The organism is Bacillota bacterium (assembly GCA_012842395.1).
GTDB lineage: Bacteria > Bacillota > SHA-98 > UBA4971 > UBA4971 > UBA6256.
In genome coordinates this window covers 218,145-245,133 of sequence record DUSX01000034.1, presented here as the reverse complement: position 1 = coordinate 245,133, position 26,989 = coordinate 218,145, and the positions used below count along the sequence as shown (strand labels likewise).

Below are 26,989 nucleotides of genomic sequence, written 5' to 3'. Positions count from 1 at the left end.
CTCGTATGAGGAGCTTCGGACGTGTGCTTACCGCGATGGTCACGCCATTCACTCCCGAACTCGAGGTGGACTACGACAGGGCGGCAGAGCTTGCGAAGAGGCTGGTAGAGTCGGGCTCAGACGGAGTCGTCGTGGCCGGGACGACCGGAGAGTCGCCGACGTTGACGAAGCAAGAGAAGCTGAAGCTGTTCGAGGTGGTTATGGACGCCGTTGGGAAAGACGCCACGGTGATCGCCGGCACCGGCGGAAACGCCACGGCATCCAGCGTGGAGCTGACACGCGAGGCCGAGAGGATCGGGGTCCACGGAGTCATGGCTGTTGTACCGTACTACAACAAGCCGCCGCAGGACGGGCTCGTGGCTCATTTCACTGCTATCGCGAAGGCGACCAGTCTGCCGGTGATCCTGTACAACGTGCCCGGGAGGACAGGCATAAACATGACCCCGGACACCGTTGAGAAGCTTGCAAAGGTCGAGAACATTGTCGCGATCAAGGAGGCCAGCGGCAGCATCGACCAGGTCACGGACATTCGCCGGCGCACCCCGCAATCGTTCAAGATCTACAGCGGCGATGACAGCATGACCCTTCCCATCCTAGCCGTTGGCGGCGAAGGCATCATCAGCGTGGCCTCGCACGTTGTCGGCAGACGGTTGAGAGAGATGGTCGAGGCGTACGTCTCAGGACAGGTGGCGAAGGCTGCGGCGATCCACTCAGAGCTGTTCCCGCTCTTCAAGGCGCTCTTCGTGACCGCAAACCCGATCCCGGTCAAGCTTGCGCTCAGGCTTACGGGATTCGACGTCGGCGGGCTGCGGCCGCCTCTCGTGGAGGCTGGCGAGAAAGAGGCGGCCGTCGTGCGTGAGGCGCTAGCGGGGTTGGGGCTTGTCGCATGACGGCTCTCGGCCGTCACCCCGGTCGGTGCCCCGGCCGCCCCCGTGACTTGCTCGACGGGATGCGGGGCGCCGCCTTGTGACCCGGCCTTGAGGCGCGATTGGGATTGTGTTACAATTGCAGGCGGATGACTCGGCCGCTCGGGGCTCCTCCGAACAGGTGCGAATACGCGGGGTCCCGAGCGGATTGATGAAGATGGTGAGAGAAGAAGCGTGGCGAAAGACGACAGGCTCGCGATCGTGCCCCTCGGCGGGGTAGGCGAGATCGGCAAAAACATGACGGTTATCGAGTACAACGGGGAGATGCTCGTGATAGACGCGGGGGTGGCCTTCCCGGAGGAGGAGATGCTCGGCATCGACCTTGTCATCCCTGATATTTCGTATCTCGTGGCCAACCAGGAGCGGATACGCGGCATCATCCTGACCCACGGGCACGAGGATCATATCGGCGCGCTGCCGTACGTTCTCAAGCAGGTGAGCACCAAGATCTACGGGACGAGGCTTACGCTTGGCCTCGTAGAAGGACGCCTCGCCGAGCACGGAGTTGTGCCGGCGTTCCCCCTCCAGTGCGTGAAGGCCGGGCAGACGTTGTCACTGGGCCCGTTCACAGTGGAGTTCGTACGCGTGAGCCACAGCATCGCCGATGTGGTGGCCCTCGCTATCACCACGCCCGCGGGGCTCCTGGTTCACACCGCTGATTTCAAATTCGATCAGACGCCTATCGGAGAGGAGGCGTCGGATTTCCGAAAGTTCGCGGAGCTTGGCTCGCGCGGCGTCCTCGCTCTTCTCTCGGATTCGACGAACGCCGAGCGCCCCGGGTACACGATGTCTGAGCGCGACGTAGGGCGCGCCTTTGAGGATGTCTTCAGCAAGGCCGAGGGAAGGATCCTGGTCGCGACGTTTGCGTCGAACATACACAGGGTCCAGCAGATAGTCGATGCCTCGTGGAAGTTCGGCCGGAAGATCGCCGTCATAGGTCGGAGCCTCGAGAACACCGTGGAGATAGCCACGAACCTCGGGTACCTTGTGATACCTCCCGGGATGCTCGTATCCGTTGATGAACTGGATAGGCTGCCCGCAGACCGGCTGACCATCATAACCACGGGCACCCAGGGCGAGCCGATGTCGGCCCTCACGCGGATGGCGATGGCGACCCACAAGAAAGTCGGGATCCGTCCGGGAGACACGGTGATCATCTCGGCGTCCGCCATCCCGGGCAACGAGAAGCTCATAGGCCGGACCATAAACCATCTTTTCCGACAGGGCGCGGACGTCATCTACGAGAGGTTCTCGGGGGTACATGCCTCCGGCCACGCGAGCCAGGAGGAGCTCAAGCTCATGATGAACCTCACGCGTCCGAAGTATTTCATCCCGATCCACGGCGAGTACCGCCACCTTGTAAAGCACGCGCGCCTGGCGGAGCAAGTGGGAATACCGCCGGAGAACATCTTCATCCTCGACATCGGGGACGTGCTGGAGTTCACGAAGGAGGGCGCGCATCTCGGCGCGAAGGTCGATGCAGGACAGGTGCTTGTGGACGGCCTTGGGGTCGGTGATGTCGGAAACGTGGTACTGCGCGATCGCAAGGTGCTCGCCCAGGACGGCATATTGGTAGTCGTCGTGACCGTGGACAAGCAAACGGCCGAGGTCGTGGCGGGCCCCGACATAGTGTCGCGAGGTTTCGTGTACGTAAAGGAATCCGAGGCCCTCCTCAAGGAAGCCGAAACGGAGGTGCGCGAGGTCATATCGCGCTGCTCGGGGCAGGGGATAACCGAATGGGGCACGATCAAGAACAGGGTCCGCGAGGCCCTCGCGGAGTTCGTATACCAGAAGATCCGTCGGCGTCCCATGGTCCTGCCCATCGTGATGGAGGTATAGCGCGGCTTCTTGCATGGCTTGGAGACGGAAGGAGAGCGCGCAGCTGGCGGGCGGGCGCGTTGAGTCGTTCGATCCGAGAGATTCGAGATTCGAAAGGAGTGTGGCGCGGCTATGGGAGAGACCGTGCTGCTCAGCATCCAGGGCGTCTCCAAGACGTATAGAGGGGGAACGAGGCCCGCTGTGGATGATCTCTCCCTGGAGGTCCGCGCGGGAGAGATATTCGGATTCCTCGGCCCCAATGGCGCGGGCAAGACCACTACGATAAAGATGATAGTGGGGCTTCTTCGGGCCGACAGGGGTGCCATCGTGGTGAACGGGCACGATGTGGCGAAAGAGCCCGTGGCCGCCAAAGCGGACATCGGATACGTTCCGGACAACCCCGACCTCTACAACCGGCTCACCGGGATAGAATACCTCAACCTCGTGGCCGATGTCTTCGGCGTTTCCCGCGATGAAAGGCGACGACGCATCAGTGAGCTGCTGGAGGTGTTTGAGCTCGAGTCGGCCGTCCGTGACATTATTCAGAGCTACTCCCATGGGATGAAGCAGAAACTCGCCCTGATCGGCGCACTTCTCCACGAACCGAGGGTATTCATTCTAGACGAGCCCATGGTCGGCCTGGACCCGAAGGCGTCGCGGCTCTTCAAAGACATGATGAGGAACCATTGCGACAAAGGGCATACGGTTTTCTTCTCCACGCACATCCTCGAGGTCGCGGAGAGGCTCTGCGACCGGGTCGGGATCATCAACAGGGGGCGCCTAATCGCGTGCGGGAGCGTCGAGGACCTTCGTGAGCGCCGCAAGCAGGCGGACGAGACGCTCGAGGATATATTCCTCGAGCTCACCGCGGAGGAGGAGGCGAAGTAGCGTGGCAAGGCGGCTCGTTTCCCTCGTCCTCGCCCAGCTTAACATGAACTTCGCCATATCGCACTCGCGGTACTACTATCTCAAGAAAAGACAGCGCCTGTGGGAGCCGATCCTCATAGCGCTGAGCATAGCAAGCGGCGCGGGAGTGCTCGCCTTCGGCGTCTACACGCTTGCCTCGTACTATTACTCGGCGGCAGCGGCGATCGGGCAAGGAGCGGTCACGCTGACCCTGGGCATTCTCATCGCACAAGTCGTAGTCCTCATCCTCGGGTTCGTCCTCGTTATCGCGGTGTTCTATTTCTCGAACGATCTCTCCATCCTAATCCCTCTTCCGCTCCGGCCCGCCGAGGTGATCGCGAGCAAGTTCGCGGTCATCTTAGCCAACGAATACGTGGGCCTCGCTGTGTTCATAGTGCCTGTCCTCGTGGCCTACGGGGTCCGCGCAGGCGTGAGCGTCATGCCTTACGTGCTGTCAAGCATACTTGTGTTCCTCGCCATCCCGGTGATTCCCTTGGTGCTTGCAGCTGTTCCAGCGATCCTCCTTATGAGGGTCGCGGGGCTCTCGAGGCGGAAGGACACCCTGGCCATGGTGGGGGGCTTCCTCTTCGTGATCGCGGTCGTGACCCTGCAGATGCTCGTGCAGTTGCGGGCGCCGAGCGCTGGTGACGAAGCTGAGCTCCTGGCGAAGATGTTCGCGAGGGCCAACAGCCTGGTGGACGTCGTCGGGGCGCGGTTCCCGCCGAGCGTGTGGGCGACCAAGGCCCTTGCGCTTTCCGGGACGTGGCAGGGTCTTTCCAACTTGGCGGTTTTCCTTGCCGCTGCCGCACTCGGCTTCGCGGTCCTCCTCGTCATCGGCGAGAGAGTCTTCTATCACGGTGTAGTCAGCGGCTTCGAGGCGGGCGCGACGGGTGCCGCGCGCCGCGCTTCGAGGATGCGAGTAGCGGCGTTCACTTCGCGCTCGCCCGTGGTTTCGCTGGCGATTGGAGAGATCAAGCTCTTCATGCGGACTCCCGTGTTCGTGCTGAACGGGTTCACCGGGTTTGTGATGTTCCCGGTTATGTTCGTGCTCATGTTCCTCGCGAGGAGCTCTCCGGAGATCGCCAGCCTGTGGGACGCGCTGCTGGCGGCGCCCGGGGCGGACGCCATCGGGGCTCTCGTCATCGCGGGGTACCTTTTCGTCCTTGCGGCCATGTCAGCCATTCCTTTCACAGCTTTCTCCCGCGAGGGAAGCAGGAACATCTGGATCTCCAGAAGCTTTCCCGTCGCCGGGAGGACGGTCGCCCTCGGCAAGGCAGTGGGGGCCGAGGGCATGATAGCCGTTGGCGCCCTCCCCGGGGTCGCGGTGCTGTGGTACCTGACCAGCCTGCCGCTCTCAAGCGTGCTTGCAGGCGTGGGCCTTGGGCTTCTGTCCTCGTTCATGCTGTGCGTGTGCGGGGTGCTCTTCGACATGTGGCGCCCCATGCTGAACTGGACCGACCAGCAGAAGGCCATAAAGTCCAATCTCAACGTGCTCGTGGGAATGCTCATCGGCGCGGTTGTCATCGTTCTGATGTACGTGACCGTGAGTTTCTGCGTGAGACTGGGGCTTCCTGAGTGGGCGGTGGTGGCGGGAGTGGCGGGAGCCATTGCGATCCTCCTTATTGTCGCGGTGAAGATCCTCGGCGTAGTCGCGGATGAGCTGTGGGTCAAGCTCGAAGCATGAGGCGTTTCCCGTTCTCCGTCGGCCCGGCCGCCGCAGCTTCTGTTCGTCCGACTTCTCGCCCCCCGATGCCTGCCCTTATGCCTGTTCTTGGGCGCATGAATTGCATGCCGCATCCGCATAATACTTAGCGGCGTAGCTCGAGCCGATCCCGCTGCATGTGACGAGTACCAGGAGGTTGAACGAAATGAGCGACCGGTGCGGCACCGGCGGCATGCCGCCCGTTCTCGGCAGTGCGCTGGCAATGCTCGGTGGCGAGGTGAACCCCGTTCCCGAAAGGGGGCCTTCGCCCATGACGCCGGGCGGAGCGCCGGGAAGTCCCGAGTCGGCCGCGACGTCGATTAAGCAGCTCGGCGAGATGCGTACTCCGCCCACTCCGCAGAGCAACATACACGTCATGACGATAATCGGGCAGATCGAGGGCCACATCGTCCTGCCCCCCCAGAACAAGAGCACGAAGTACGAGCACGTCATACCCCAGTTGGTGGCGGTCGAACAGAACCCCGCCATCGAGGGCCTCCTCGTGGTGTTGAACACTGTGGGCGGAGATGTGGAGGCAGGGCTCGCCATCGCCGAGATGATCGAGAGCATGTCGAAGCCTACGGTATCCCTTGTACTAGGGGGCGGCCATTCAATTGCCTTGCCCGTCGCTGTGAGCTGCAAGTACCGCCTCATCGCGTCCACTGCCACGGTGACAGTGCATCCATTGCGGCTCTCGGGGCTCGTCATAGGCGTGCCGCAGACGTACGAGTACTTGGAGAAGATGCAGGACCGGGTGATCAAGTTCGTGGCCGAGCACACGAGGATCAGCCCGGAGAAGTTCCGGGAGCTCATGTTCCGCACAGGTGAGCTCGTAAGAGACGTGGGCACGGTCCTCGTGGGGAGCGACGCTGTGAACTTAGGGCTGATGGACGCAGTTGGGGGGCTCGCGGACGCGCTCGCCATGCTCAACAGGATGATAGAGGAGAGGCGTGCGGGCCGCGTCGAGGCCGAGGCCACCGCCGGGGAGGATGCGCGGCTGCAATGATTCTGTACACCGTGGTTCCACTCGAGTTGGTCCTGGAGGGAATGGACAAAGAGAGGGCTTTTACAGATGTTGAGATCAACGGCATCACCATGACCGTAGAGCAGGTCTCCGCTAACGAAGCCGTGATAGTGCGGCTCATCAGCACCGATCCTCAGCACTTTCTTGACCCGGCCTTGCAGCCCGGCAGCCGCATTCGGCTGACCCCCTCGCTCGTGGGCCATGAGCACGTGCCGTTACAGTGGCAAGTCTGACGCCTCGACGAGCTATCGTCACCTTCCCGCGCCGCGCCCCACAACTGGTGCATGCCTTGTGAACTCGCCCACCCAAGCCGCAAGCAGCGGGGCCTCGACAGCCCTGGCGCGCGATCACCAATCTACGCCGTACGCTGAAGGGGCGAGCCTTCAAGATGCATACCTGGGTCAGCCGCAGAGACGGAGAGGCCCAGGGCTTCCCGTTCGCATTTGGCCTGTGCTATAATAAGTCGGGCTGGCAGGGCATATATTGAGAGCGACGCGCCGTGGCGGCTTACCTTGGCTTTCAGGGGAGATACGCGCCGTGGTCGCCTCGCTCGCAAGACTTCTCGGCGGAATGAGCCTTTTTTTCGCGGGTATCCGGCTGCTGCGCGTAGGGCTCGGCAGGGCCGCGGGCAGGCGCGCGCAGAGCGCGCTCAAGGCCTTTACCCGCAGCCCCCTGGCGGCAACCGTGACCGGTGCAGTTGTCACCGCAATTCTGCAGAGCTCGAGCGCGGTGACGGTGATGGTGGTAGGGCTGGTCGACGCCGGGGTCCTCGACCTTTATCAGGCCTTCGGGGTGATAATGGGGGCGAACCTCGGAACGTGCGTGACGGCGCAGATCGTTTCGTTCCGCGGGGAGGCCATGGCCATTCCGGCTATCTGCGCGGGGCTCGCGCTGTACCTGGCTGCGAGGCGACGCATGTATCGCGACATGGGGCTGGCCCTTGTTGGGCTGGGGTGCATTCTGTGTGGGGTGGATGTCACGTCGTCCGCCATGTCCTGGGTCGCAAACGCAGCGTGGCTCGTTGAGTCCATGGTGGTGCTCGGGCAGGTGCCGATGCTCGGCGTGGCGGCGGGCGCGGTGTTCACAGGCCTCATTCAGAGCTCCAGCGCGACCACGGTGGTTCTGATCAGCCTTGCGCGGCAGGGCCTCATGGATCTCGGCTCGGCCGTGGCTGTTGCGCTCGGCAGCAACATCGGCACGTGCGTGACCACGCTCATAGCCAGCATGGGTGCATCGCGGACCGCAAGGAAGGCGGCGATGCTGCACCTTGCGTTTAACGTCGCAGGCGTTGCTTGCGTGTTGCCGGTATTCCGGGGGTTTGTCAGGCTGGTGGAGGCCATTTCCGCGAGCGACCCCGGACACGGCATAGCTAACGCGCACACGCTCTTTAACCTGCTTTCCATCGTGGTTGTGTTGCCGTGGTCCCGAAGATTCGTGGACATCGTGAGGGGTGGACCGGCGTGGATGTGGTGAAAGCCGTGGTCCTTGGGGTGGTGCAGGGGCTCACCGAGTTTCTACCCGTGTCGAGCTCGGGCCATCTCGTCATAGCGCGCGAGCTCTTGAATGCCCAGGAGGCGCTGCTATCGTTCGACGTGCTTGTGCACCTTGGAACTCTCATCGCCGTCGTGCTGGTTTTCGCGCGCGACGTGGCTCGTCTCGTGACGGCGGCAGCGGGCATCGTGACGGACGTCGCCCGTGGGACAGGCCTCGGCAAGGCTGTCTCGCGCGATGGGTGGCGAAAGACGGTTTTCCTCATCGTCGTCGCGAGCCTTCCCACGGCTGCCATGGGGCTCGCGCTAGAGCCTATCGTTGAGCGTTTGTTCGCGTCGAAGCTCGCTGTGGGGATCTTTCTCGTCGCGACCGGCCTCGTATTGTGGCTTGGCGATAGATGGTCCGCTGCGGGAGGGCGCCTCCCCGTGGAGCGCCTCGGGCCCGCGGGCGCGCTGTGCGTCGGGGTTGCGCAGGGGCTTGCAGTCGTTCCAGGATTCTCACGGTCTGGGGCGACGATCAGCGCTGGGCTTCTGTTCGGACTCAGGCGCGAGGACGCCGCAAGGTTCTCTTTCCTTCTCTCCATCCCGGTGATCCTCGGCGCGAGTGCGCTTGAGCTTCCGGATCTCGTGAAGGCAGGGCTTGCGAAAGGCTTTGCTGCGCCGTTCCTCGCGGGTGCGCTTGCGAGCGTGGTGTCGGGGTACGTGGCGATCCACCTTGTATTCTCGGCCCTCAGACGGGGCAGGTTCATGGTGTTCGCGGTATATACTTGGCTCGTTGGCGCCGCGGTCATCGCGTGGGCGCTCCTGGGGGCGTGAGGGCGCCCGCCTTGCGCCGACGAAGAGGGAAGCCGTCAGGAAGGCGAACACATCGGATCAAAGTCATGTGGGGGTGGGGTGGTGACGATTTCCATACTGTCCGGGCTCATCGGAGGCCTAGGGCTTTTCATCTACGGGATGATGCAGATGGGCGACGGCCTCCAGAAGGCGGCCGGCGATAGGATGCGACGGATACTCGAGGCTCTCACCGCGAAAACGTGGATGGGAGTCGTCGTCGGGGCTGTCGTAACGGCTGTCATCCAGAGTTCCAGCGCTACCACGGTCATGCTTGTGGGTTTCGTTAACGCTGGCCTCATGACTCTCAAGCAGGCGGTCGGTGTCGTCATGGGCGCCAACATCGGAACGACCATGACCGCGCAGCTCATCGCGTTCGACCTCTCGAACCTGGCTCTCCCCGCGGTGGGCTTGGGCTTCATCATCACTTTCTTCTCGAGGAAGAAGATCCATAAGTACCTCGGGCAGGTCATCCTCGGGTTTGGCTTGCTCTTCCTCGGCATGACCGTCATGACCGACACTATGAAGCCGCTGCGCGACAACCCCACTTTCGTGCAATGGTTGAGCAACCTAGGCGCGCGTCCCTTGCTCGGCGTGCTCGCAGGCCTGGCCATGACCATGGTGATTCAAAGCTCGAGTGCGACCATAGGCCTTTTGATGGCCGCCGCGTCCCAGGGCCTCATCGGGTTTGACTCGGCGGTTCCGGTGCTCTTCGGCGACAACATCGGGACCTGCATCACCGCGGTGCTCGCGAGCATCGGCGCGAGTTTGTCGGCGCGCAGGACCGCCATCGTCCACGTGCTCTTCAACGTGTTCGGGACCATCCTCTTCATCACCCTGCTTCCTTTGTTCAAGGTCTTTGTGCACGCGGTTACCCCGTCGGGCGATATCGAGCGTCTTATCGCGAACGCCCACACGTCGTTCAACGTCCTGAACACCCTCGTGTGGTTGCCCATGGCCGGCGTTCTCGCCCGCATCGCGACCGCGGTGTACCCTGGTCAGGAGGTGGTCATGGAGCACGGCCCGAAGTACTTGGACAAGCGGATGTTGTCTACTCCTTCGGTCGCGCTGGAGCTCGCGGTGAAGGAGCTCGTTAGGATGGCGGGCATTGCACGGGAGATGGTGAGGGACGCAGGGCATGCGCTTCTCTCGGGCAAAGCCAGCGCGGCTTCGAAAAGCATAAACGCCCGTGAGGAGATAGTGGACAACCTTCAGGCCGAGATCATCTTGTACCTCTCGACCCTCATGGCCCAGGGCGCGTTGACCCAACAGCAGTCGACCAGGCTTGCCGGCATGCTTCACGTGGTGAACGACATTGAGAGGATCGGCGACCATGCCGTCAACATCTCTGGCTTCGCCATTGACCGGGCCGAACAGAGCCTTGAGTTCTCCGACGAAGCCAAGTCCGAGCTCGAGGACCTCTTCGGCCGGGTCGACGAGGTGATATCCGACGCGGTCCAGGCCCTTGAGCGGAACGATCCCGCGCTCGCGCAGGACGTGTGGGAAAAGGAGAAGTACATCGACGAACTCGAGGACGTTCTTCGCACTAGCCACCTGAGGCGCCTCAACCAGGGGAGATGCTCTCCTGCGTCGGGTGTGATCTACGTGGAGGTTGTGGACAACCTGGAGCGTCTCGCAGACCACGCCGTCAACCTCGCCGACGCTGTCGTTCAGAACGCTCTGCCCTCGCACGAGCTCGCGTGACCGAGGTCGGCGCGGGACCCGGCATCGTCGCAGGTCACGTTCTCTCCGTCACACCATGTCCATTTGGGACGGTTGCGTCACGGTCTCTCACGCGAAAGGGCGCGCGGGCCGGTCCATCCCGTGGAGGAATTCGCCGCGGGGCGTAGAAGTCTCGGACGAGGTACGGAGGTCTTGTCATGCCCGCAGCTTCCAGAGGCTTGCCAAGAGAAAGCAGCATTAACAAGGGCAAGAAAACCGCGTCCCAAAGACATCCCGTCCGAAAGCGGAGCTACCCGGCTCACGTCATGGCTGTCCTGGGCACGTTCATAGTGGGCCTGGGCGCGTTCGGTCTCGCGTGTCTTTTTTCAGAGCTCCCGGGCGCGCGCTATGATGCGGGGGCGGTGGGCGAGCGAGTTGCCGCGGCTTTGCGCGGTGTCGCGGGAGAATGGGCCATCATCCTGCCGTTGGTCGTCGTCGCGACCGGGGTGATCGTCGCGGTCGAGCGCGCGGCAGGCGCCGTCGCGTCCCGCGTGGCCGGGCTCGCTTGTATCGCTGTCGCGCTGCTAGGCCTTTCCGGCGCGGGAAGGGTTGGCATGAGGATGGCGGCTTGGCTTTCCTGGGCCGTGGGGAAGGCTGGCTCGGCGGTGCTGTGCGCGGTGATCCTGCTTGCCGGGGTCAGCCTGGTGGCAGATGTTCCAGTGCCGAGGCTTCTCACGGGCATGGCGAGGGTCGTTGCGCGGGGGGGTCGGTGGGGCGCAAGGGGCCTTGTTATGGTCTCGAAGACGCTGTTGCGGGCGGTTTCGTTCGTTGCGACGAGGATTCTCCTCCCGTTATTCGAGGAGCCGGAACCGGCCGCCGTCGCAGAGGAGGACCAGCATCGCGTGGCGCACCAGACGTCTGTGCGCGCTGAAGCGACGGAGGCGCGGTCGGAAGGCCCCGTGCGGCCGGCTGCTCGCCCGAGGATACGGTCTTCAGGGTCGAAGGACGAGGCCGCACCTGCTCATGGCGGCACCGTGGCGGGCGAGGCTGTGCTGCCTGGCAAGAAACTGGAGCCGCCGCGGGACGGAGGATATGTGCTGCCGCCCATAACTCTTCTCGGGTACCCGGCAAGGCCCGCCAAATGGAAACAGGGAGAGGCGCCAGACCACTCCAAGCTGCTTGAGGAAACGCTGGCAAGCTTCGGCGTGAAAGGCAGGGTCACGCAGGTCGACAGGGGCCCCGTGGTCACAAGGTACGAGCTCGCGCCCGCGCCCGGCATCAAGGTAAGCAAGATCATGAGCCTCACCGACGATATCGCCCTGGCACTGGCCGCGTCCGGCGTCCGACTGGAGGCTCCCATACCGGGCAAGTCCGCGATCGGGATCGAGGTCCCGAACCCTGAGATCTCCTTCGTTTACCTGAGAGAGGTCCTTCAGTCGAGCGAGTTTCAGAGGCACAAGAGCAAACTGGCGATAGCGCTCGGCAAGGACATCGCGGGCAAACCCGTGGTCGGCGACCTCGAGAACATGCTGCACCTGTTGGTCGCGGGGGCTACAGGCTCGGGCAAGAGCGTGTGCCTGAACGCCCTCATCGCGAGCATCCTTTTCAAAGCCACACCCGAAGAGGTCAAGCTCCTCATGATAGATCCGAAACGGGTGGAACTCACGACCTACGACGGGATACCCCATCTCCTGGCGCCAGTGGTCACGGATACGAGAGAAGCGGGCGGGTACTTGAGGTGGGTTGCGCAAGAAATGGACAACCGCTACAGGCTGCTCGGCGCCAACGGCGTGAGAAACATAGAGAGATACAACAGCCTCTGCAAATCCGGGAAGTTGCGCGACGCGGAGGCGAGGCCCCTCCCCTACATCGTTGTCATCATAGACGAGCTGGGCGACCTCATGATGGTCGCGCAGAAGGATGTGGAGGACGTCGTTTCGCAGCTCGCGTTCATGGCCCGGGCGGCGGGAATACATTTGGTGCTTGCCACTCAGAGGCCCTCCGCTGACGTCGTGACGGGCATCATAAAGATGAACATACCGTCCCGCATCGCCTTCGCCGTTCCTTCCCAGGTGGATTCCAGAGTCATACTAGACACAGGCGGCGCGGAGCGTCTCCTCGGGAAGGGCGACATGCTGTTCTTCCCTGTGGGTGCGCCCAAACCCATCAGGGTGCAGGGCGCGTACGTCTCCGATTCCGAGATCGAGGCCATAGTGGACTTCGTGCGAGCGCAGGCCGAGCCGACGTATGTGGCGGAAAGCGTGACGAGAGAGACCACCGATGGCGAGAGCCTTGGCGAGGAGGACCCGCTTTTCGAGGATGCGGTCAGGCTCATACTGGAGACGGAGGAAGCATCCATCTCAAAACTCCAACGGAGGTTCAGGATCGGCTACACGCGCGCCGCGAGGCTCATTGACGCGATGGAGTCACGGGGGCTTGTCGGCCCGTACGAGGGTAGCAAACCTCGAAAGGTCCTTACGACGCTAGAGAGGTGGGATGCAACCCGGGCGAAAGCCCGCGACTCGTCGCGCGACTCGTAAGAGGCGAAGAGACTAGTAAAATCCTCGTAAGAATCGAGGAGAGCGAAGCGAACGGGTTGGGGGTGCTTCGAGGGCTTGCCGGAAGGGAGGGACGCGTGATGCGAGAGCTCGGCGAGCTTCTGAGGGAAGCGCGGGAAGCCAGGGGGCTTACGATCTCCGACGTTCAGGAGGCAACGAAGATTCGAGGACGCTACCTGGAGGCGATCGAACGAGGGGAGTTCGAGGCTCTTCCGGGGGAGGTGTACGTCAAGGGGTTCCTTCGTAGCTATGCCGAAGCCGTGGGCCTCAGCGGGGATGAGATCGTGGACCGCTACAAGGCCGAGCGGGCGAAACTAGAGGTGGAACGAGCCCAGGAATCACCTCCCGGTGGAGCGCGAAATACATCGCAAAACGTCAGAATATCGCGACGCTTTTTAGCGGCGGTCGGGTTCTGCGTTGTGCTCGTGTCTATTGTGGCAGTAGTCGCGCTGCGCGGAAGGGGGCACGTCCCTGCAGGACCGGCCACGGACCTACCCGCTCCGGAGCAAGAACAGGCTGTACCCTCGTCACCGCCTGCCGCTGACGTCGTCACGGAAGGCGGCCTCGCGGCGGCGGAAACCGGTGTTTCGCCGGAGGCGCGTCCCGGGGAAGGGTCATCCGGCTTTACGTCAGACGGAACGGGGATGACAGCCTCCCGTCCAGCGCCGGCGGTGTCTACTGCGCCGCCCGCCGCGTCTCTGAAGGAGCAGGAAAACGCCGCAACCTCTGAGGCGGCACCCGAAGGCCATGAACTCTCTGTATCAATAACCGAGCGGTGTTGGGTGAGGGTGGTGGCTGATGGGAAAGTGATCTTCGAGCGCTCCATGGTCGCGGGGGAGCACGCGACATGGCACGCGAGGAAATCCATCCGGATCAAGGTCGGCAACGCGAGCGGAATAGACGTGACATACAATGGAGTCCGGATAGGCCCGCTAGGCAAGTCCGGGCAAGTGGTGGAAAGAGCGTTCCCTCAGGATTAGAGGAATGGGCTTCCATCGACACGTACGGCGTCGTATCAACATTTTTCGCTAGTGCAAGAAGGAGAACCGCGAATTTAATCGAATAGCAAATGGCAGGGATCGGGCAAAACCGCGTGACCTGAGTATTAGTTGGGCGGAAGGAGGGACTGAGTTTTGAATAAGGCGGAACTCGTGGCGAAAGTCGCCGAACAGACGGGCGCGAAGCGCAAAGACGTGGAGAAGGTCATCGGTGCGACACTGGAAGCTGTGGAGAGTGCCCTTGCTTCCGGAGACAAAGTGCAGCTTGTCGGATTCGGCACTTTCGAAGTGAGGAAGCGTGCAGCGCGCACAGGGAGGAACCCGAGAACCGGCGCAGCCATAAAGATCGCTGCGTCCAAGGTGCCGGTGTTCAAGGCCGGTAAGGCTCTCAAGGACAAGGTTGCCGCGCGATAGTTCATATTACATAACCACAGTTTGAGAGGATTTTCCGAAAGGGATCACGGGTTGCCGGAAGGCAACCCATTTTCCTCTCAAGGGCAAGCAGGGCGGGGAGGGCGTGCACGGCCTTTTCATCCCATGTGGGGTCGGCCGCCGCCGAGTGGCAATCCGCATCGGAGCCGGGTCGGAGACTCGCAAGTGAAAGCGCAGAGGCCCTCGCAGACCTTCTCGCCGGCTGCGTCCAGTCCCTAATGAGGCTACAACGACCTTCCGGCCGAGGGAACCTCTAGCTGCAGTACATTACAGAACCGGATGGCAACCTTTGACCGACCGGCACAGATCCTGGGCAGACCATACACGATCTTTCAACCGTGCACAGACTACCTTCAGACCAGTGCAAGTCTTGGCTCGGCCAGATGCGACTTCTTTCGAACCCGGCAAGACCTTTCGGCCCGGACGGATCCTTGGGAGGCCGCACGCTAACCTTCGCTAGAGCGGCACGAGCGTTGCAGATGCAAGGCGGGGTGCCGCCATTCGCTCGATCGCCGTGAGGCTCTCTGGGCCTGCAGCGCCCAGGAAGAGGCGCACGACGGTCTTAGCTCGGCCCAGCGAGGACCTTTGCATCTCTATTATGTCCACGGGAGCGAGAAATAAACGGGCGTTTGCGGGCCATAATTCCATGTGTGGAACCCCGGCGACGTGGGGTATCGCGGTCCCGCAAGGCGCACAAGGAGGCTTTTCAAGTGGGGACAGATTTGCACGTTCACTCGACGGCATCCGACGGGCGATACTCTCCAGGAGAGGTTGTGAGGCTCGCTTCTGAGCGCGGTGTGACGACCATCGCGCTCACCGATCACGACACGGTTGATGGCCTTCCGGAGGCGGAGTCCGTCGGAGCTGGGTGTGGCGTGCGGGTCATTCCGGGGATCGAGCTGTCCGCTGACATTGAGGACACGGAGGTTCACGTCCTGGGCTACCATGTGGACGCGACTTCCGCAACGTTCCTCGAGACCCTCCGCGTGCTACGGGAAGGGCGGCTTGCGAGGGCAAGAAGGATATTGGAGAAGCTGGGCAAGCTTGGCATAAACATTTCCCTCCCGTACGTCCTGAGCTTAGGCAAAGAGGGTTTCGTGGGGAGGAGTCAGATCTTCCGAGCCATGGTGAACCTTGGCTATGCGAGGCCCGAGAGGCGTTACGGAGATTTCGAGAAATACCTGGGTAAGGAGGGCCTTGCCTACGTGGAGCATTACGGATTGACCCCGACGGAAGCCGTTCGCCTCGTGCGCGCGGCAGGGGGCGTGCCCGTGCTTGCCCACCCTGGGAGGACGGCCGGAGACGCCCTCCTTAAAGACCTCATCGCCGCCGGGCTCGAAGGCATCGAGGCTTACTACCCAACCCATGGTCCCGAGCTTACCAGGCGATGGGTCGAGGCTGCCGAGAGGCATGGACTCATCGTGACTGGCGGAAGCGATTTTCATGGGGTCGCACCGGATGAACCTGCCCCGATCGGGGGGGTGCGCGTGCCCGACGATGTGGTGGCCGACCTGGATGAGAGATGGCGCCGTCTCGCGGCAGGGGCGGCTGGAGCCGCTGGAGGGAACAGACCCGGCGTGTCGAAACCCTAAGTGAAGGTGCGAGAGGCTGTTGAACTTCTCCAGTAACTGCCGATCTCCGCGGCCCCGGCGAAGGCTTTGCGGGCTTCAAGTGGGCCGAGATGGCATGGCGCGAGGGGACCAACGGTCTCGCGCATCCTCACTTAGCGAGGAGAAGACGACAGCTGCTGGTGTGGTGAGGAGAGGGATCGCATGAGGGTGAGCGGTGCGACGCGGACGGGAGTGGGCCGAACAATAGGCCGCTGGCTGAGAGGGAGGAGAAAGGCCATCGTGCTCGCGTGCATCGCGGCGATGGCAGCGGGCGCGGCCTCTTGGCGCCTTGCCACGTGGGGGCTGCAGGACGTAGTAGGTTACCGGACCCCGTACGCGTTCGCGATAGACGCCGGGCAGGCCACGGCGCGGTTGACGCGTCGGCTGGTTCTCGTGATCGTCGATGGTCTTGGGCTCGGCGCCGTGGATGACATGCCTGTATTGAAGGACATAGGAAGCCGCGGCGTGGCTTTCTCCCTTCAGGTTAATCAACCGTCCTTCTCGTACCCAGGGTGGACCACCCTCCTTACCGGCGCGCCACCGGAGATCTCGGGCGTGAGCACGAACGCGTTCAACGGGCCGGTTCCCGTTGACAGCCTTTTCGACGCGGCGCGGCGGGCCGGGCTGAAAACCGCGCTTTACGCGAGCGAGGACTGGAAGGCCCTTTTCGGCGCGTCCGTAGCCAAGGCCACTTACGTGGCCACGGACTCCGCGGACATGGCTGCGGTCTCGAAGGCGGACTCCAAGATCCTTGACTCGGCCCTTCGGGAGCTCGAGCAAGGGGACGCCAGGTTCGTGGTGGTCCACTTCTCGTCGGTGGACGCAGCCGGGCACGCCACGGGCGCCGCGAGCCCCGCATACAAGAGCGCCTCGGCTGAAGCGGATGCGATGATCGGAAAGATCCTGGCGAGCCTCGATCTCACCAGCGACACGATAGTCGTGACCTCCGACCACGGGCACACGGCGCGAGGCGGCCACGGCGGCTGGGAAAAGGACGTCATCACGGTGCCGCTGGTTGCCGCCGGGGCCGGGATAGTGACGCCCGAACGTCCGGCGCCGGAGATCTCGTGGGCGGCAGCGCGTCACGAAGATGTGGCGCCCACGTGCGCCGCCCTCCTGGGTACCTCAGTTCCCGCGCACGCCCAAGGTAAGGTGTTGTTCGAGATGCTCGACGCGCCCCCTTATGCCGTGGCTGAACGAGCGATACGACAGGCAGAGGCGAGGGTGGCCTTCGCCCGCCGATATCTTGAAACGCTTGGTGAGAAAGCCCCAGCGATCGAGCCGGTGTCCAATGCGGCGCTCTTGCACAACGATGGCAAGTACGACGAGGCGACTGAGCTCGCTCGCGACATCGATGCCGCCGCGCTTGAGGCCATGTCCGGCGGACGTCAGAGGCTCCTCGCGCGCCAGCGGTTCGCGACCGTGCCAGCGGCCGTCATGGTCATCGCGGGGTTTGCGTGGGGGCTCGCGGTCCTCGCTCAGCTCAGAACGGCGAACATGCGCATCCCGGTCATCGGGGCGGCGGTCTACTTTGGTGCGTTTTATGCTATCTTGATGGCACGCGGGATCACCCTTTCGATGAGCGTTTTCAACAGCGAGAGTGATGTCGTGCCCTTCTTTACTTGGAGGATGGGTGATTCCATGGTGTGTGCGTTTTTGGCGTCGGCGATCTCGGGATGGCTTGCTTGCCAAGGTCGCAAGAAGCCTGCTGACGTGTTGATGAGCGGCTTGGCATGCATTTATCTCATAATGTTGGCCCTCGTCATTCAGATTGCGGTGTCTGTGGTGCTCGATGGCGTGAGGTTCACGCGGTACCTGCCCGACTTTCGGATTGCATTCAAGTACTATGTCGATCTCCTTCAGACCACGGTGGTGGGCGTCTCATCACCGGTCCTTGCGGGGATTTCGATTTTCGTGTGGTGGCTTCGCCGGCACGCTGGGATTATTCGGGTCGGCGCGCGCAGGCGGGGGCGCCGCTCGCTGGCAAGGGGGTAACGATTCGGATGACGGAAGTCTTCGACTATGTTGACCGACACGGACCTAGGTTTGTCAGGGAGCTCCAAGATCTCGTGCGGCAGCCCAGCGTTTCCGCACAGGCCAAGGGCGTGGACGAAGCCGCTCGGACCGTGGAGAGGATGCTGTCGAGCCTGGGGGCGAGAGTACAGGTCTTTCGCAAGGAGGGTGCCGCGCCGCTTGTCACCGCGGAGATACCGGGTGAGCAGGAGAAAACCCTGCTTTTCTATAACCACTACGACGTGCAGCCTCCGGAGCCTCTCGACAGATGGCATCACGACCCGTTCGGTGCCGAGATCGAGGGCGGCAAGATGTTCGGACGGGGAACGGCTGACAACAAGGGGGACTTAGTGGCGCGCGTGAAGGCGGTCGAGGCGCTTCTAGCCGTCAGGGGAAAGCTTCCGCTAACGGTGAAATTCGTTGCCGAAGGCGAGGAGGAGATCGGCAGCCCGGCCTTGGATGACTATGCAAGGGAACATCCCGAGGTTTTCCGGGCGGACGCGTGCATATGGGAAACGGGCGGCCGCGAGGAAGACGGCAGGCTCGAGGTTACTCTCGGCTGCAAGGGGCTGTGCTACGCAAACATAGAAGTGGAGGGGGGCAGCCACGACCTGCATTCCTCCCTGGCTGCGGTTGTTCCCAGCCCTGTATGGAGGCTCATCTGGGCCTTGAGTTCCCTGAAGAACGCAAGGGAGGAGATCCTGATCCCAGGCTTCTACGACGACGTCCGTAAGCCGAGCTCGTACGACATCGAGCTCATCGAGAAGCTTCCCGAGGATCACGAGCGCCTGGCGAAGGCGTTCGGCACGGACCGCTTCGTGCTCGATCTTGCGGGCAGGGATGTGTTGAGAAGGCTTTACTTCGAGCCTACCTGCAACGTGTGCGGCCTTTCGGCAGGGTACGAGGGCCCTGGTTCCAAGACCGTTTTGCCAAACAAGGCCGTAGCAAAGCTGGATATGCGTCTCGTGCCTGACCAGCGCCCTGAGGATATCCAGAGGAAATTCGAGGACTATCTCAAAGCGATGGGTTGCGGCGACTTCCGGGTGACGTGGCTTGGATCTGAGTACCCCGCGAGGACCGACCCGAACTCGCGCATAGTGAAGGTGATCAGTGAGGCGTGCGTGGAGCTGTTCGGGAGGGAGCCGTCATTATATCCGACCTCTGCGGGCACAGGGCCGATGTACCAGGTCGCGGCGCGATTCGGCACGCCGGCCGTGGGAGTCGGCATCGGCAACCCGGAGTCGCGGTCGCACGGTCCGGACGAGAACGTGAACCTGTCGGATTTCCTGGAGGGCATCAAGTTCATCGCCTTGGTGCTGGAGCGTTTCGCAAGGTGAGGCCGGAGGAGGAGTGTATGGTCGCGGCGTCGAAGATTCTGGCGAGGAGGGGTTCGGGTGAAGGTGATCTGCACCGGCACAAGCGGTTCTGGAAAGCTTGATTACCTCAAGAGCGCGCTTGCCGCCTCGGAGGCGCTCGGCAGGAAGGTGCACCTTTTCAACGTGGGTGACCTGATGTTCAAAAAGGCCGATGAACTGGAGAGCCCCACGAGTCCCGAGAAGATTCTGGATCTCTCTCCGTCCACGCTGAGGTCGCTGCGAGCAGCGGTCTTCGAGGAGATCCTCAAGAAAGCCGAGAAGGTCGAGGACTGCATCATTTCCACCCATGGCTGTTTTCGCTGGAAGAACTATCTCATGCCTGCTTTTGACGTTCATTACCTCAATGAGCTCAAACCAGACCTCTACGTGACGATCATCGACAGCGTTCTGAACGTGTCGAAAAGGCTCGATGAATCGCCGGTTTGGAGGGGCCGGCTCTCGCTTAAAGATATCCTCATCTGGCGGGACGAGGAGATCTTCGTCACCAAGATGATGGCTTCTTATCAGCGGAAGCCGCATTATGTGGTGGCGGTGGGGCAGCCGCCGAGCACCATGTATAACCTGATGTTCAGGCCGGAGATCCCCAAGGTGTACCTGAGCTTTCCGATAACCTTGATGCACAATGACGCCGAGAAGATGCGCGAAGTCAGGGAGTTTCGTGACAAGCTGAGGGAGCACTTCGAGGTTTTCGACCCCCTTGCCGTAGAGGACACCGAGCTCTCATACGGGGCTGGAAGAGACGACTCCAAGAGCTACGATCTCTCCGAGATAGGCCCCGAATTCGGGATCACGCCGTCGGAGAGGGGCGAGATAGCTGACCAGACCGTCATCCGCGACTACACTCTGATTGACCAGAGCGACATGGTTGTCGTATACTACCCGACTGACAAGACGTCTCCCGGCGTGCTTTGCGAGATCATCTATGGCTCCACCAATAATAAAGAGGTTTACGCCATCTTCAAGGAGCGTGTCAGCCCGTTCCTGAAATTCCACTGCACAAAGGTATTCGTCGACCAGGAATCCTTCTTCGATCATCTCAGGCAGACCGGCAGGCTCCCTGCAGAATAACGCGGCAGCTTGCGTCCGCGAGGATTCGGGCGCTTCGGAGGCCACGGGGGAGGTAGCGGTGACGGTGAGGCCCGGGTCATCCATGTGGTGGGTGCACGGATTGAGCCGCCTGTTCAGTGAGGCGAGTGGAGGCGTCGCCGCCTTCGGCGCCGTTTTCGCTTTGCCGGCGGAAAGCCCGGTCCTTCCGACCCACGACGGAACGCCGATGATCCATCTCATGGCTTTCACGGTCGTCGGGGCGCTCATCCTCGCGGTGCTAGCCATGATCGTTGCCAACAAGGCTCTCAGCAGAAAGGTGAGAGCCACCATCAGGGAGCTTTCGGAGTCGGAGGCCAAGTACCGTGAGCTCATCGAGAACGCCAGCGACGGGATGTTCGTGGCGGACCTCGACGGCACCATCACGTTTGTGAACGAGCCCCTTGCTGCGATGCTCGGGTACAACGGCCAACAGCTCGTGGGGCGCAAAATCCTCGAGTTGATCACCGGGGGCAGCCGCGAGGAAGTTGCGGCTGCCCTCGCGCCAGGCGGCGTGTCCCGTGCGCGTCAGATGCTTGATGTGGAGCTTGCTGGCGCCGACGGCAGGTCCGTGTACTGCCAGGTCAACATGAGCGTCGTCCAGAGGGAAGGCGCTCCTGTGGCAGTTCAGGGCGTGGTTCGCGATATGAGCCAGAGGAAGCGGCTGGAGGAAGAGCTGAGGCGCCAGACCGAGGAGGCCCGCCGGTCCGCCGCCGAGATGATGACGGTGTACAGAGTAGGAGTGGCAACCACCTCCGTGCTCGACCTTCCCGCGCTCCTCGAGGTCATGTACGAACAAGTGGCTGAGATAATGGGCAATGAGTCGTTCTTCGTGGCTCTCTTCGATGAACAGGCTTCCCAGATCAGGTTCGAGATGCTCGTGGACCATGGGGTGCGGGTTGCGAGTTTTACACGGCCGTACCCCACGGGCAAAGGCATCACCGAATGGGTCATCAAGTCCGGTAGCCCGCTTTTCATCAAGGACTCATCCAAAGACATGGGGCAGGTGCCTGCGGAGGCCATCACTCTAGGTGACAGGCCGCTGTCCGTCATTGCAGTGCCACTTCTAGTTCAGAAAAGGGTCATAGGGGTCATGTCCGTTCAGAGCTATACGCGGCGGTTCGACGAAGATGACGTGCGGATAATGAGCACTATCGCCACGCAGGCGGCCATCTCCCTAGAAAACGCGAGGCTGTATCGGGAACTCAAGGTGAAGAACGAGTTGCTCGAGAAGAGCGAGGCAGAGCTGAGAAGGGCCAACTCCAAGCTGGACAGACAGCTGGCGGAGATGACAAGGCTGCACCAGATAGCGGAGAGGCTCGCCATCACGGATTCCGTGACCGGGCTGTTTAACCACAGGCACTTTCAGGAGAGGCTTGCCGAGGAGCTCGCGAGGTGCGAGCGCTACGGGCGATACCTCTCCCTGTTGATGATCGACATTGACGACTTCAAGCAATACAATGACGTGCTGGGCCATCCGGCGGGTGACGGAGCGCTCAAGGCCGTGGCCAGGCTCATCACGAGGTCAGTGCGGTCAACCGACATTGTGGCGAGGTACGGCGGAGAGGAGTTCGTGGTCATACTCCTTGAGGCTCATAAACCGCAGGCGTTCAAGGTGGCCGAGAAGATCCGGGCGCGGATAGAGGCGTATCCGTTCCCCAACGAGGACCAGATACCGAGCGGCAAGATCACCGTCACGGTGGGGGTGGCCACCTATCCCGTGGACGCGAGGACCCAAAAGGAGCTCATATACCTCGCGGACATGGCGTGCTACCGTGGAAAGAGGGAAGGCCGCAACCGCGTCATCCAGGCTTAAGATGCGCCTCGTCCGCGAGGATGTCGACGCGGTCGGGCGTCACGATCGCGAACCCCCCATGGACTGCAACCTGCTTCCTCCCATCCTGGCATGCCGCGGTGAGTTGCCCCGGGCGAAGCGCCGTCACGAGCGGGGCGTGGTTCCCGAGAACCTCGAAGTCACCTTCCGACCCCGGGATCAAGACCGCGGCCGCCTTGGCCTCCAGGATTATTCTCCGGCGCGTGAGAACGCGCAATGTGAAGTGGCTCATCATGTCACCCCGATGAGGACACTCTAGGAGCGGTCAGTCCCGTGCCTTCGTGTCGGCTCGGGGCCGCGCGCTCACGGCCCTGCGTTCACGTGCCCCTGCCTTCACGATTTGGCGCGTTTCACCGCCTCGTCCAGCGTTCCGACCATGTAAAAGGCTTGCTCGGGAAGGTCGTCGACCTCGCCCCGGATGATCCGCCCGAAACCTTCCACTGTCTCCTGGATGGGAACATAGCGTCCCGGCTCCCCGGTGAACGCTTCCGCGACGAAAAGCGGTTGGGTGAGGAACCTTTGCACTTTTCGAGCGCGGCTCACGACGAGCCTGTCCTCGTCTGAGAGCTCATCTATTCCGAGGATGGCTATGATGTCCTTGAGCTCTCTGTAACGCTGGAGCACGGCCTGTACACCGCGGGCGACCTCGTAGTGCTCGTCGCCAACGATGCGGGGGTCCAGCATGCGCGATGTCGAGTCAAGAGGGTCCACCGCTGGATACAGCCCGAGCTCGGCGATGTCTCTGGACAGCACGGTTGTGGCGTCCAAGTGGGCGAACGCCGTGGCTGGTGCCGGGTCGGTGATATCGTCCGCGGGCACGAATATGGCCTGCACCGACGTTATGGAGCCGCGGGCCGTCGAGGTGATCCTCTCCTCGAGCATGCCGACCTCGACCGCGAGGGTGGGTTGGTACCCGACTGCGGCGGGCATCCTGCCGAGCAGCGCCGAGATTTCTCCACCGGCTTGGATGTAACGGAATATGTTGTCTATGAAGAGAAGCACGTCCTGGCCTTCCACATCCCTGAAATACTCCGCCATGGTGAGCCCCGCGAGACCCACGCGAAAGCGCGCGCCCGGCGGCTCGTTCATCTGGCCGAACACGAGCGCTGTCTTCTCGAGGATCCCAGATGCCTTCATTTGCAGCCAGAGGTCGTTTCCTTCGCGGGTGCGCTCGCCGATGCCGGCGAACACCGAGAAGCCTCCGTGCTCCACCGCGACGCTGCGAATGAGCTCCATGATGAGCACGGTCTTCCCGACGCCCGCTCCTCCGAAAAGACCAACCTTGCCGCCTCGGGGATACGGCGCGAGCAGGTCGATGACCTTGATCCCGGTTTCGAGGATCTCGTTGCCGGTCCATTGTTCGGTCAGCTCGGGGGACGGCCGGTGAATCGGCCAGAGTTCCACGTTGTCGAGCGGGCCAAGGCCGTCTATCGGCTCCCCGAGGACGTTGAAAGCCCGGCCCAGGGTTCCCCGGCCGACGGGCACTTTCATTGGTGAGCCGGTATTGATGACCTCCATGTCCCTGGTGAGGCCCTCCGTGGAGGACATCGCGATGGCGCGGACACGGCCCCTGCCTATGTGGTGCATCACCTCAAGCGTCACGCGGGCAGGTTCGCCGGGTGCCTCATCATAGGGTCCGCTCTCAGGAGCGCGGCGCGGGGGCCCGACAATGGTGAGGGCGGTATATATCTCCGGGATGTCGTTCTCGGGAAACTCGACGTCCACCACCGGACCGATTATCTGCACCACGCGCCCCTTCGCGTGCCCCGCCCCGTCGCGGCGCTCGTTTTCGATTTGTGCGTTTGGGATGGCCGCCAATCTTCTCACGACTCCTCGATCATCACGAATTGGCGCCGGTATTCAGCGCCGACGTCCCACCCGGGGTCGCCGGCCTTGGTCCCCGGCCCCAGCGACGACACGCTTGCGGCGCAAAGCGTCCGAATTCGGCGTGCAGCCTCGCCAGGTTCCAGACACCCCGTCGTGCAAACACCGCCAACCCAGCCGTCCTCAAGCCTCAAGACAAGAAAGGAGACGAAGACCCATGGCACCGGGCTTGGTTGCCGGCTCCCCTCCCCGACGTCCCGGAGTGGGCGGCACGCTGAGCCTACGCCTCGAGCGCGTCGGGCGACCGAGCGAGGCACGCGCTCGCGCGCGACGCATGCGTTTGCGTGCTCAACGGAGGCTCTCCGCGCCGCTTGCGATCTCCGAGATCTCCTGAGTGATCTCGGCTTGCCGCGCGCGGTTGTAAGTGAGCGTGAGCCTCTCGATGAGCTCTCCGGCATTGTCGGTTGCCGAATCCATGGCGACCGTTCTCGCTGCTAGCTCGCTCGCCTTCGACTCCACAAGCGCCATGTACACCACCGATGTAAGGTAGTGAGGGAAGAGCCTGTCGAGCACGGACTCAGGCGAGGGCTCATACGAGAAGGGCAGGTAAGGGCGGCCCGGCTCCCTCTCGCCGGCGGCACCCTCGGGGCCGCGGCCCGCGTCATCCGGAGCGCCTGGTATGCCGACATCACGTTCGCCGCTGGGGCAAACGCCCCTGTCCTCCTCACCTTCAAGTGGCAACAGCTGCAGCGTTTCGGGGCGATACGAACCTCGGGACACAAACCTCGCGAATACCATCTTAACGGCGTCCACGCGGCCTTCGAGGTAATCCGCAAGTAAGTCATGCGCGATGCGCTGCGCGAGCGTCTCGTCGGGCGCGTCGGGGTGATGGTACTCCCTTGCTGGTCGGGGGCCATGTTTTCGGAAGAAATCCCGCCCTTTCTTGCCCACAGCGACGACGTTGACGCGGGCCGAGCCGGCGGCACCAGATTTGATGAGGTGGGTCGCTTGCCGCAGGATCTCAGCGTTATAGGCGCCTGCGAGCCCTCTGTCGCAGGTTATCACGAGGCAGCCGCAGGTCAAGCCCTCCCTGGGTTTCAGAAGTGGGTGGGCCCATGATGGGGTCCTCGCGGCGATGTCGGCGACGACCCGATGGAGAGCCTCGGCGTACGCGCGAGCGGGTTCCACGAGCCTCTCGGCCTTGCGCAGCCTCGTGGAAGCCACTAAAGACATCGCGCGGGTGATCTGCTGGGCGCTTCTGACGCTGCGTATCCTCCGGCGAATGTCGCGAAGCTCTTCCATCTGAACCCGTCACGCTCCTTCGATGACTTGGCTTTCTATGCCGCCTTGCGCCTTCCTCGGGGAGGTCTCGACAGGCCCTCGCACGCCCGTGGGCGAGAATACTTCCTTGAAATCGCGTATCGCAGACGCGAGACGCCTCTCGAGATCCTCGTCGAGGTCCTTTCCTGCGGCGATGGCCTGGGGTACCTCGGGATAGACCTGGTGCATGTAATCGATGAACTGCGTTTTGAAAGACGCTATGGCTTCCACCGGAATGTCGTCCAGGTGGCGGCGCACCACCGCGAAAATGAGCATGACCTGATCTTCCACCGGCATCGGCTGGTACTGAGGCTGCTTCAGGATCTCCACGATCCGCTTGCCCTTCTCCAGCCTCGCGCTGGTCTCGGGATCGAGCTCAGTGCCGAATTGGGCGAACTCAGCGAGCTCCCGGTACTGCGCGAGGTCCAGCCGCATCCTGCCCGCGATCTTCTTCATCGCGGGTATCTGCGCCTCGCCTCCGACGCGCGACACGGAAAGCCCCACGTTGACCGCGGGCCTCACCCCCGAGAAAAAGAGCTCACTCTCAAGGTATATTTGCCCGTCGGTTATGGAGATCACATTGGTCGGTATGTACGCCGACACGTCCCCTGCGAGCGTCTCGACTATGGGGATCGCCGTCATGGAGCCACCGCCGAGCTCCGGCGCGAGTTTTGCGGAGCGCTCCAGCAGCCGCGAGTGGAGGTAGAAGACATCCCCCGGGAAGGCCTCACGGCCCGGAGGTCGCCTGAGCAGGAGGGATGTGGCCCTGTACGCGATGGCATGCTTGGACAGGTCGTCGTACACGATGAGCGCGTGGCGGCCCGTGTACATGAACTCCTCGGCCATCGCGCAACCGGCATACGGCGCTATGTATTGGAGGGGCGCAAGCTCGCTCGCGGAAGCCGCGACCACGACCGTGTAGTCCATAGCGCCCTCCTCCTCGAAGAGCTTCACGAGTTTTGCAATCGTGGAGCGTTTTTGCCCGATCGCCACGTACACGCACGTGACGTCCTTGCCCCTCTGGTTCAGGATGGTGTCGACGGCGATGGCGGTCTTTCCTGTCTGCCTATCGCCGATGATGAGCTCGCGCTGGCCTCGCCCGATGGGGATCATGGAGTCGATGGCGATAAGCCCCGTCTGAAGGGGCTCTGACACGGGGGCGCGCATGGCGATACCCGGCGCGGGATGCTCTATCGGCCGCCTTGTCGAGTCGTCGATAGGGCCCTTCCCATCAATCGGAATTCCCAGGGCATTCACCACCCTCCCAACCACCGCGCTTCCGGCGGGCACGTCGATCACGCGACCGGTGCCGCGCACGATGTCGCCCTCCTTAACGTCCACGTCAGACCCCAGCAGCGCGACCCCTACTGTGTCCTCCTCGAGATTGAGGATTATCCCGAACACTCCGTCGGGGAACTCCACCAGCTCGCCCATCATGGCACCCCGAAGCCCGGAGAGACGTGCGATCCCGTCACCCACCTCGATGACGGTCCCCTGGGTATACACGTCGATTCCAGGACGTGTCATGGCAAGGCGGGCCCTGATGGCCGCTGCTACAGCTTCAGGCGAGAGGTCCAAGAGC

Annotated in this window: 21 protein-coding genes; 17 read left to right on the top strand and 4 right to left on the bottom strand. The window is 62.6% G+C overall.

The annotated features are described in order from the left end of the window. Positions 1-5 precede the first annotated feature (5 nt). The 17 genes from dapA (at position 6) to GX515_10825 (ending at position 22,245) form a co-directional block, all read left to right on the top strand. Positions 6-890, top strand: a complete 885-nt coding sequence (dapA, locus tag GX515_10905) for a 4-hydroxy-tetrahydrodipicolinate synthase (GenBank protein HHY33500.1) — start codon at positions 6-8, stop codon at positions 888-890. A 210-nt stretch (positions 891-1,100) separates the two neighbouring features. Then, positions 1,101-2,765 carry a ribonuclease J gene (locus tag GX515_10900; protein HHY33499.1) on the top strand — a complete coding sequence of 555 codons (1,665 nt, stop codon included), beginning with the start codon at positions 1,101-1,103 and terminating at the stop codon, positions 2,763-2,765. A 126-nt stretch (positions 2,766-2,891) separates the two neighbouring features. Then, the gene (locus tag GX515_10895) at positions 2,892-3,632 is read left to right on the top strand and encodes an ABC transporter ATP-binding protein (GenBank protein HHY33498.1); all 741 of its coding nucleotides are present in this window, start codon (positions 2,892-2,894) and stop codon (positions 3,630-3,632) included. 1 nt (position 3,633) lies between these two features. Further along, a complete protein-coding gene (locus GX515_10890; GenBank protein ID HHY33497.1) occupies positions 3,634-5,334 on the top strand; it encodes a hypothetical protein in 1,701 nt (566 codons plus the stop codon). 289 nt (positions 5,335-5,623) lie between these two features. Next, positions 5,624-6,358 (top strand): translocation-enhancing protein TepA, encoded by a 735-nt coding sequence (locus GX515_10885; protein HHY33496.1) that lies wholly within the window; start codon positions 5,624-5,626, stop codon positions 6,356-6,358. Next, the gene (locus GX515_10880) at positions 6,355-6,609 is read left to right on the top strand and encodes a hypothetical protein (GenBank protein HHY33495.1); all 255 of its coding nucleotides are present in this window, start codon (positions 6,355-6,357) and stop codon (positions 6,607-6,609) included. Before GX515_10885 ends, GX515_10880 begins: the two co-directional genes overlap by 4 nt. A gap of 250 nt (positions 6,610-6,859) precedes the next feature. Then, on the top strand, positions 6,860-7,849 hold the full coding sequence (locus GX515_10875) for a Na/Pi cotransporter family protein (protein ID HHY33494.1): 990 nt from the start codon (positions 6,860-6,862) through the stop codon (positions 7,847-7,849). Further along, the gene (locus tag GX515_10870; GenBank protein ID HHY33493.1) at positions 7,837-8,682 is read left to right on the top strand and encodes an undecaprenyl-diphosphate phosphatase; all 846 of its coding nucleotides are present in this window, start codon (positions 7,837-7,839) and stop codon (positions 8,680-8,682) included. Before GX515_10875 ends, GX515_10870 begins: the two co-directional genes overlap by 13 nt. Before the next feature lie 138 nt (positions 8,683-8,820). Then, complete coding sequence (locus tag GX515_10865; protein HHY33492.1) at positions 8,821-10,401, top strand: Na/Pi cotransporter family protein; 1,581 nt, start codon at positions 8,821-8,823, stop codon at positions 10,399-10,401. 176 nt (positions 10,402-10,577) lie between these two features. Continuing rightward, complete coding sequence (locus GX515_10860) at positions 10,578-12,899, top strand: DNA translocase FtsK (GenBank protein HHY33491.1); 2,322 nt, start codon at positions 10,578-10,580, stop codon at positions 12,897-12,899. A gap of 98 nt (positions 12,900-12,997) precedes the next feature. Continuing rightward, positions 12,998-13,897: a helix-turn-helix domain-containing protein gene (locus GX515_10855; protein HHY33490.1), complete on the top strand. Its 900-nt coding sequence runs from the start codon at positions 12,998-13,000 to the stop codon at positions 13,895-13,897. Positions 13,898-14,050: 153 nt separating this feature from the next. Further along, positions 14,051-14,329 (top strand): HU family DNA-binding protein, encoded by a 279-nt coding sequence (locus tag GX515_10850; GenBank protein ID HHY33489.1) that lies wholly within the window; start codon positions 14,051-14,053, stop codon positions 14,327-14,329. Between the two features lie 728 nt (positions 14,330-15,057). Continuing rightward, the gene (locus GX515_10845; protein HHY33488.1) at positions 15,058-15,939 is read left to right on the top strand and encodes a PHP domain-containing protein; all 882 of its coding nucleotides are present in this window, start codon (positions 15,058-15,060) and stop codon (positions 15,937-15,939) included. A 180-nt stretch (positions 15,940-16,119) separates the two neighbouring features. Further along, on the top strand, positions 16,120-17,952 hold the full coding sequence (locus tag GX515_10840) for a sulfatase-like hydrolase/transferase (GenBank protein ID HHY33487.1): 1,833 nt from the start codon (positions 16,120-16,122) through the stop codon (positions 17,950-17,952). An 8-nt stretch (positions 17,953-17,960) separates the two neighbouring features. Further along, a complete protein-coding gene (locus tag GX515_10835) occupies positions 17,961-19,307 on the top strand; it encodes a M20/M25/M40 family metallo-hydrolase (protein ID HHY33486.1) in 1,347 nt (448 codons plus the stop codon). Positions 19,308-19,364: 57 nt separating this feature from the next. Further along, positions 19,365-20,414 (top strand): AAA family ATPase, encoded by a 1,050-nt coding sequence (locus GX515_10830; protein HHY33485.1) that lies wholly within the window; start codon positions 19,365-19,367, stop codon positions 20,412-20,414. 64 nt (positions 20,415-20,478) lie between these two features. After that, the gene (locus GX515_10825) at positions 20,479-22,245 is read left to right on the top strand and encodes a diguanylate cyclase (GenBank protein HHY33484.1); all 1,767 of its coding nucleotides are present in this window, start codon (positions 20,479-20,481) and stop codon (positions 22,243-22,245) included. On the opposite strand, the gene atpC is transcribed toward GX515_10825, so the two are convergent. From atpC to GX515_10805, 4 genes are all read right to left on the bottom strand, one after another. Beyond that, the gene (gene atpC, locus GX515_10820; GenBank protein HHY33483.1) at positions 22,232-22,495 is read right to left on the bottom strand and encodes an ATP synthase F1 subunit epsilon; all 264 of its coding nucleotides are present in this window, start codon (positions 22,493-22,495) and stop codon (positions 22,232-22,234) included. The two genes, GX515_10825 and atpC, sit on opposite strands and share 14 nt — an antisense overlap. Positions 22,496-22,596: 101 nt before the next feature. Continuing rightward, a complete protein-coding gene (gene atpD, locus GX515_10815) occupies positions 22,597-24,057 on the bottom strand; it encodes a F0F1 ATP synthase subunit beta (protein HHY33482.1) in 1,461 nt (486 codons plus the stop codon). A gap of 378 nt (positions 24,058-24,435) precedes the next feature. Further along, on the bottom strand, positions 24,436-25,389 hold the full coding sequence (gene atpG, locus GX515_10810; GenBank protein HHY33481.1) for an ATP synthase F1 subunit gamma: 954 nt from the start codon (positions 25,387-25,389) through the stop codon (positions 24,436-24,438). A 9-nt stretch (positions 25,390-25,398) separates the two neighbouring features. Further along, positions 25,399-26,985: a F0F1 ATP synthase subunit alpha gene (locus tag GX515_10805; GenBank protein HHY33480.1), complete on the bottom strand. Its 1,587-nt coding sequence runs from the start codon at positions 26,983-26,985 to the stop codon at positions 25,399-25,401. Between the last annotated feature and the right edge of the window lie 4 nt (positions 26,986-26,989).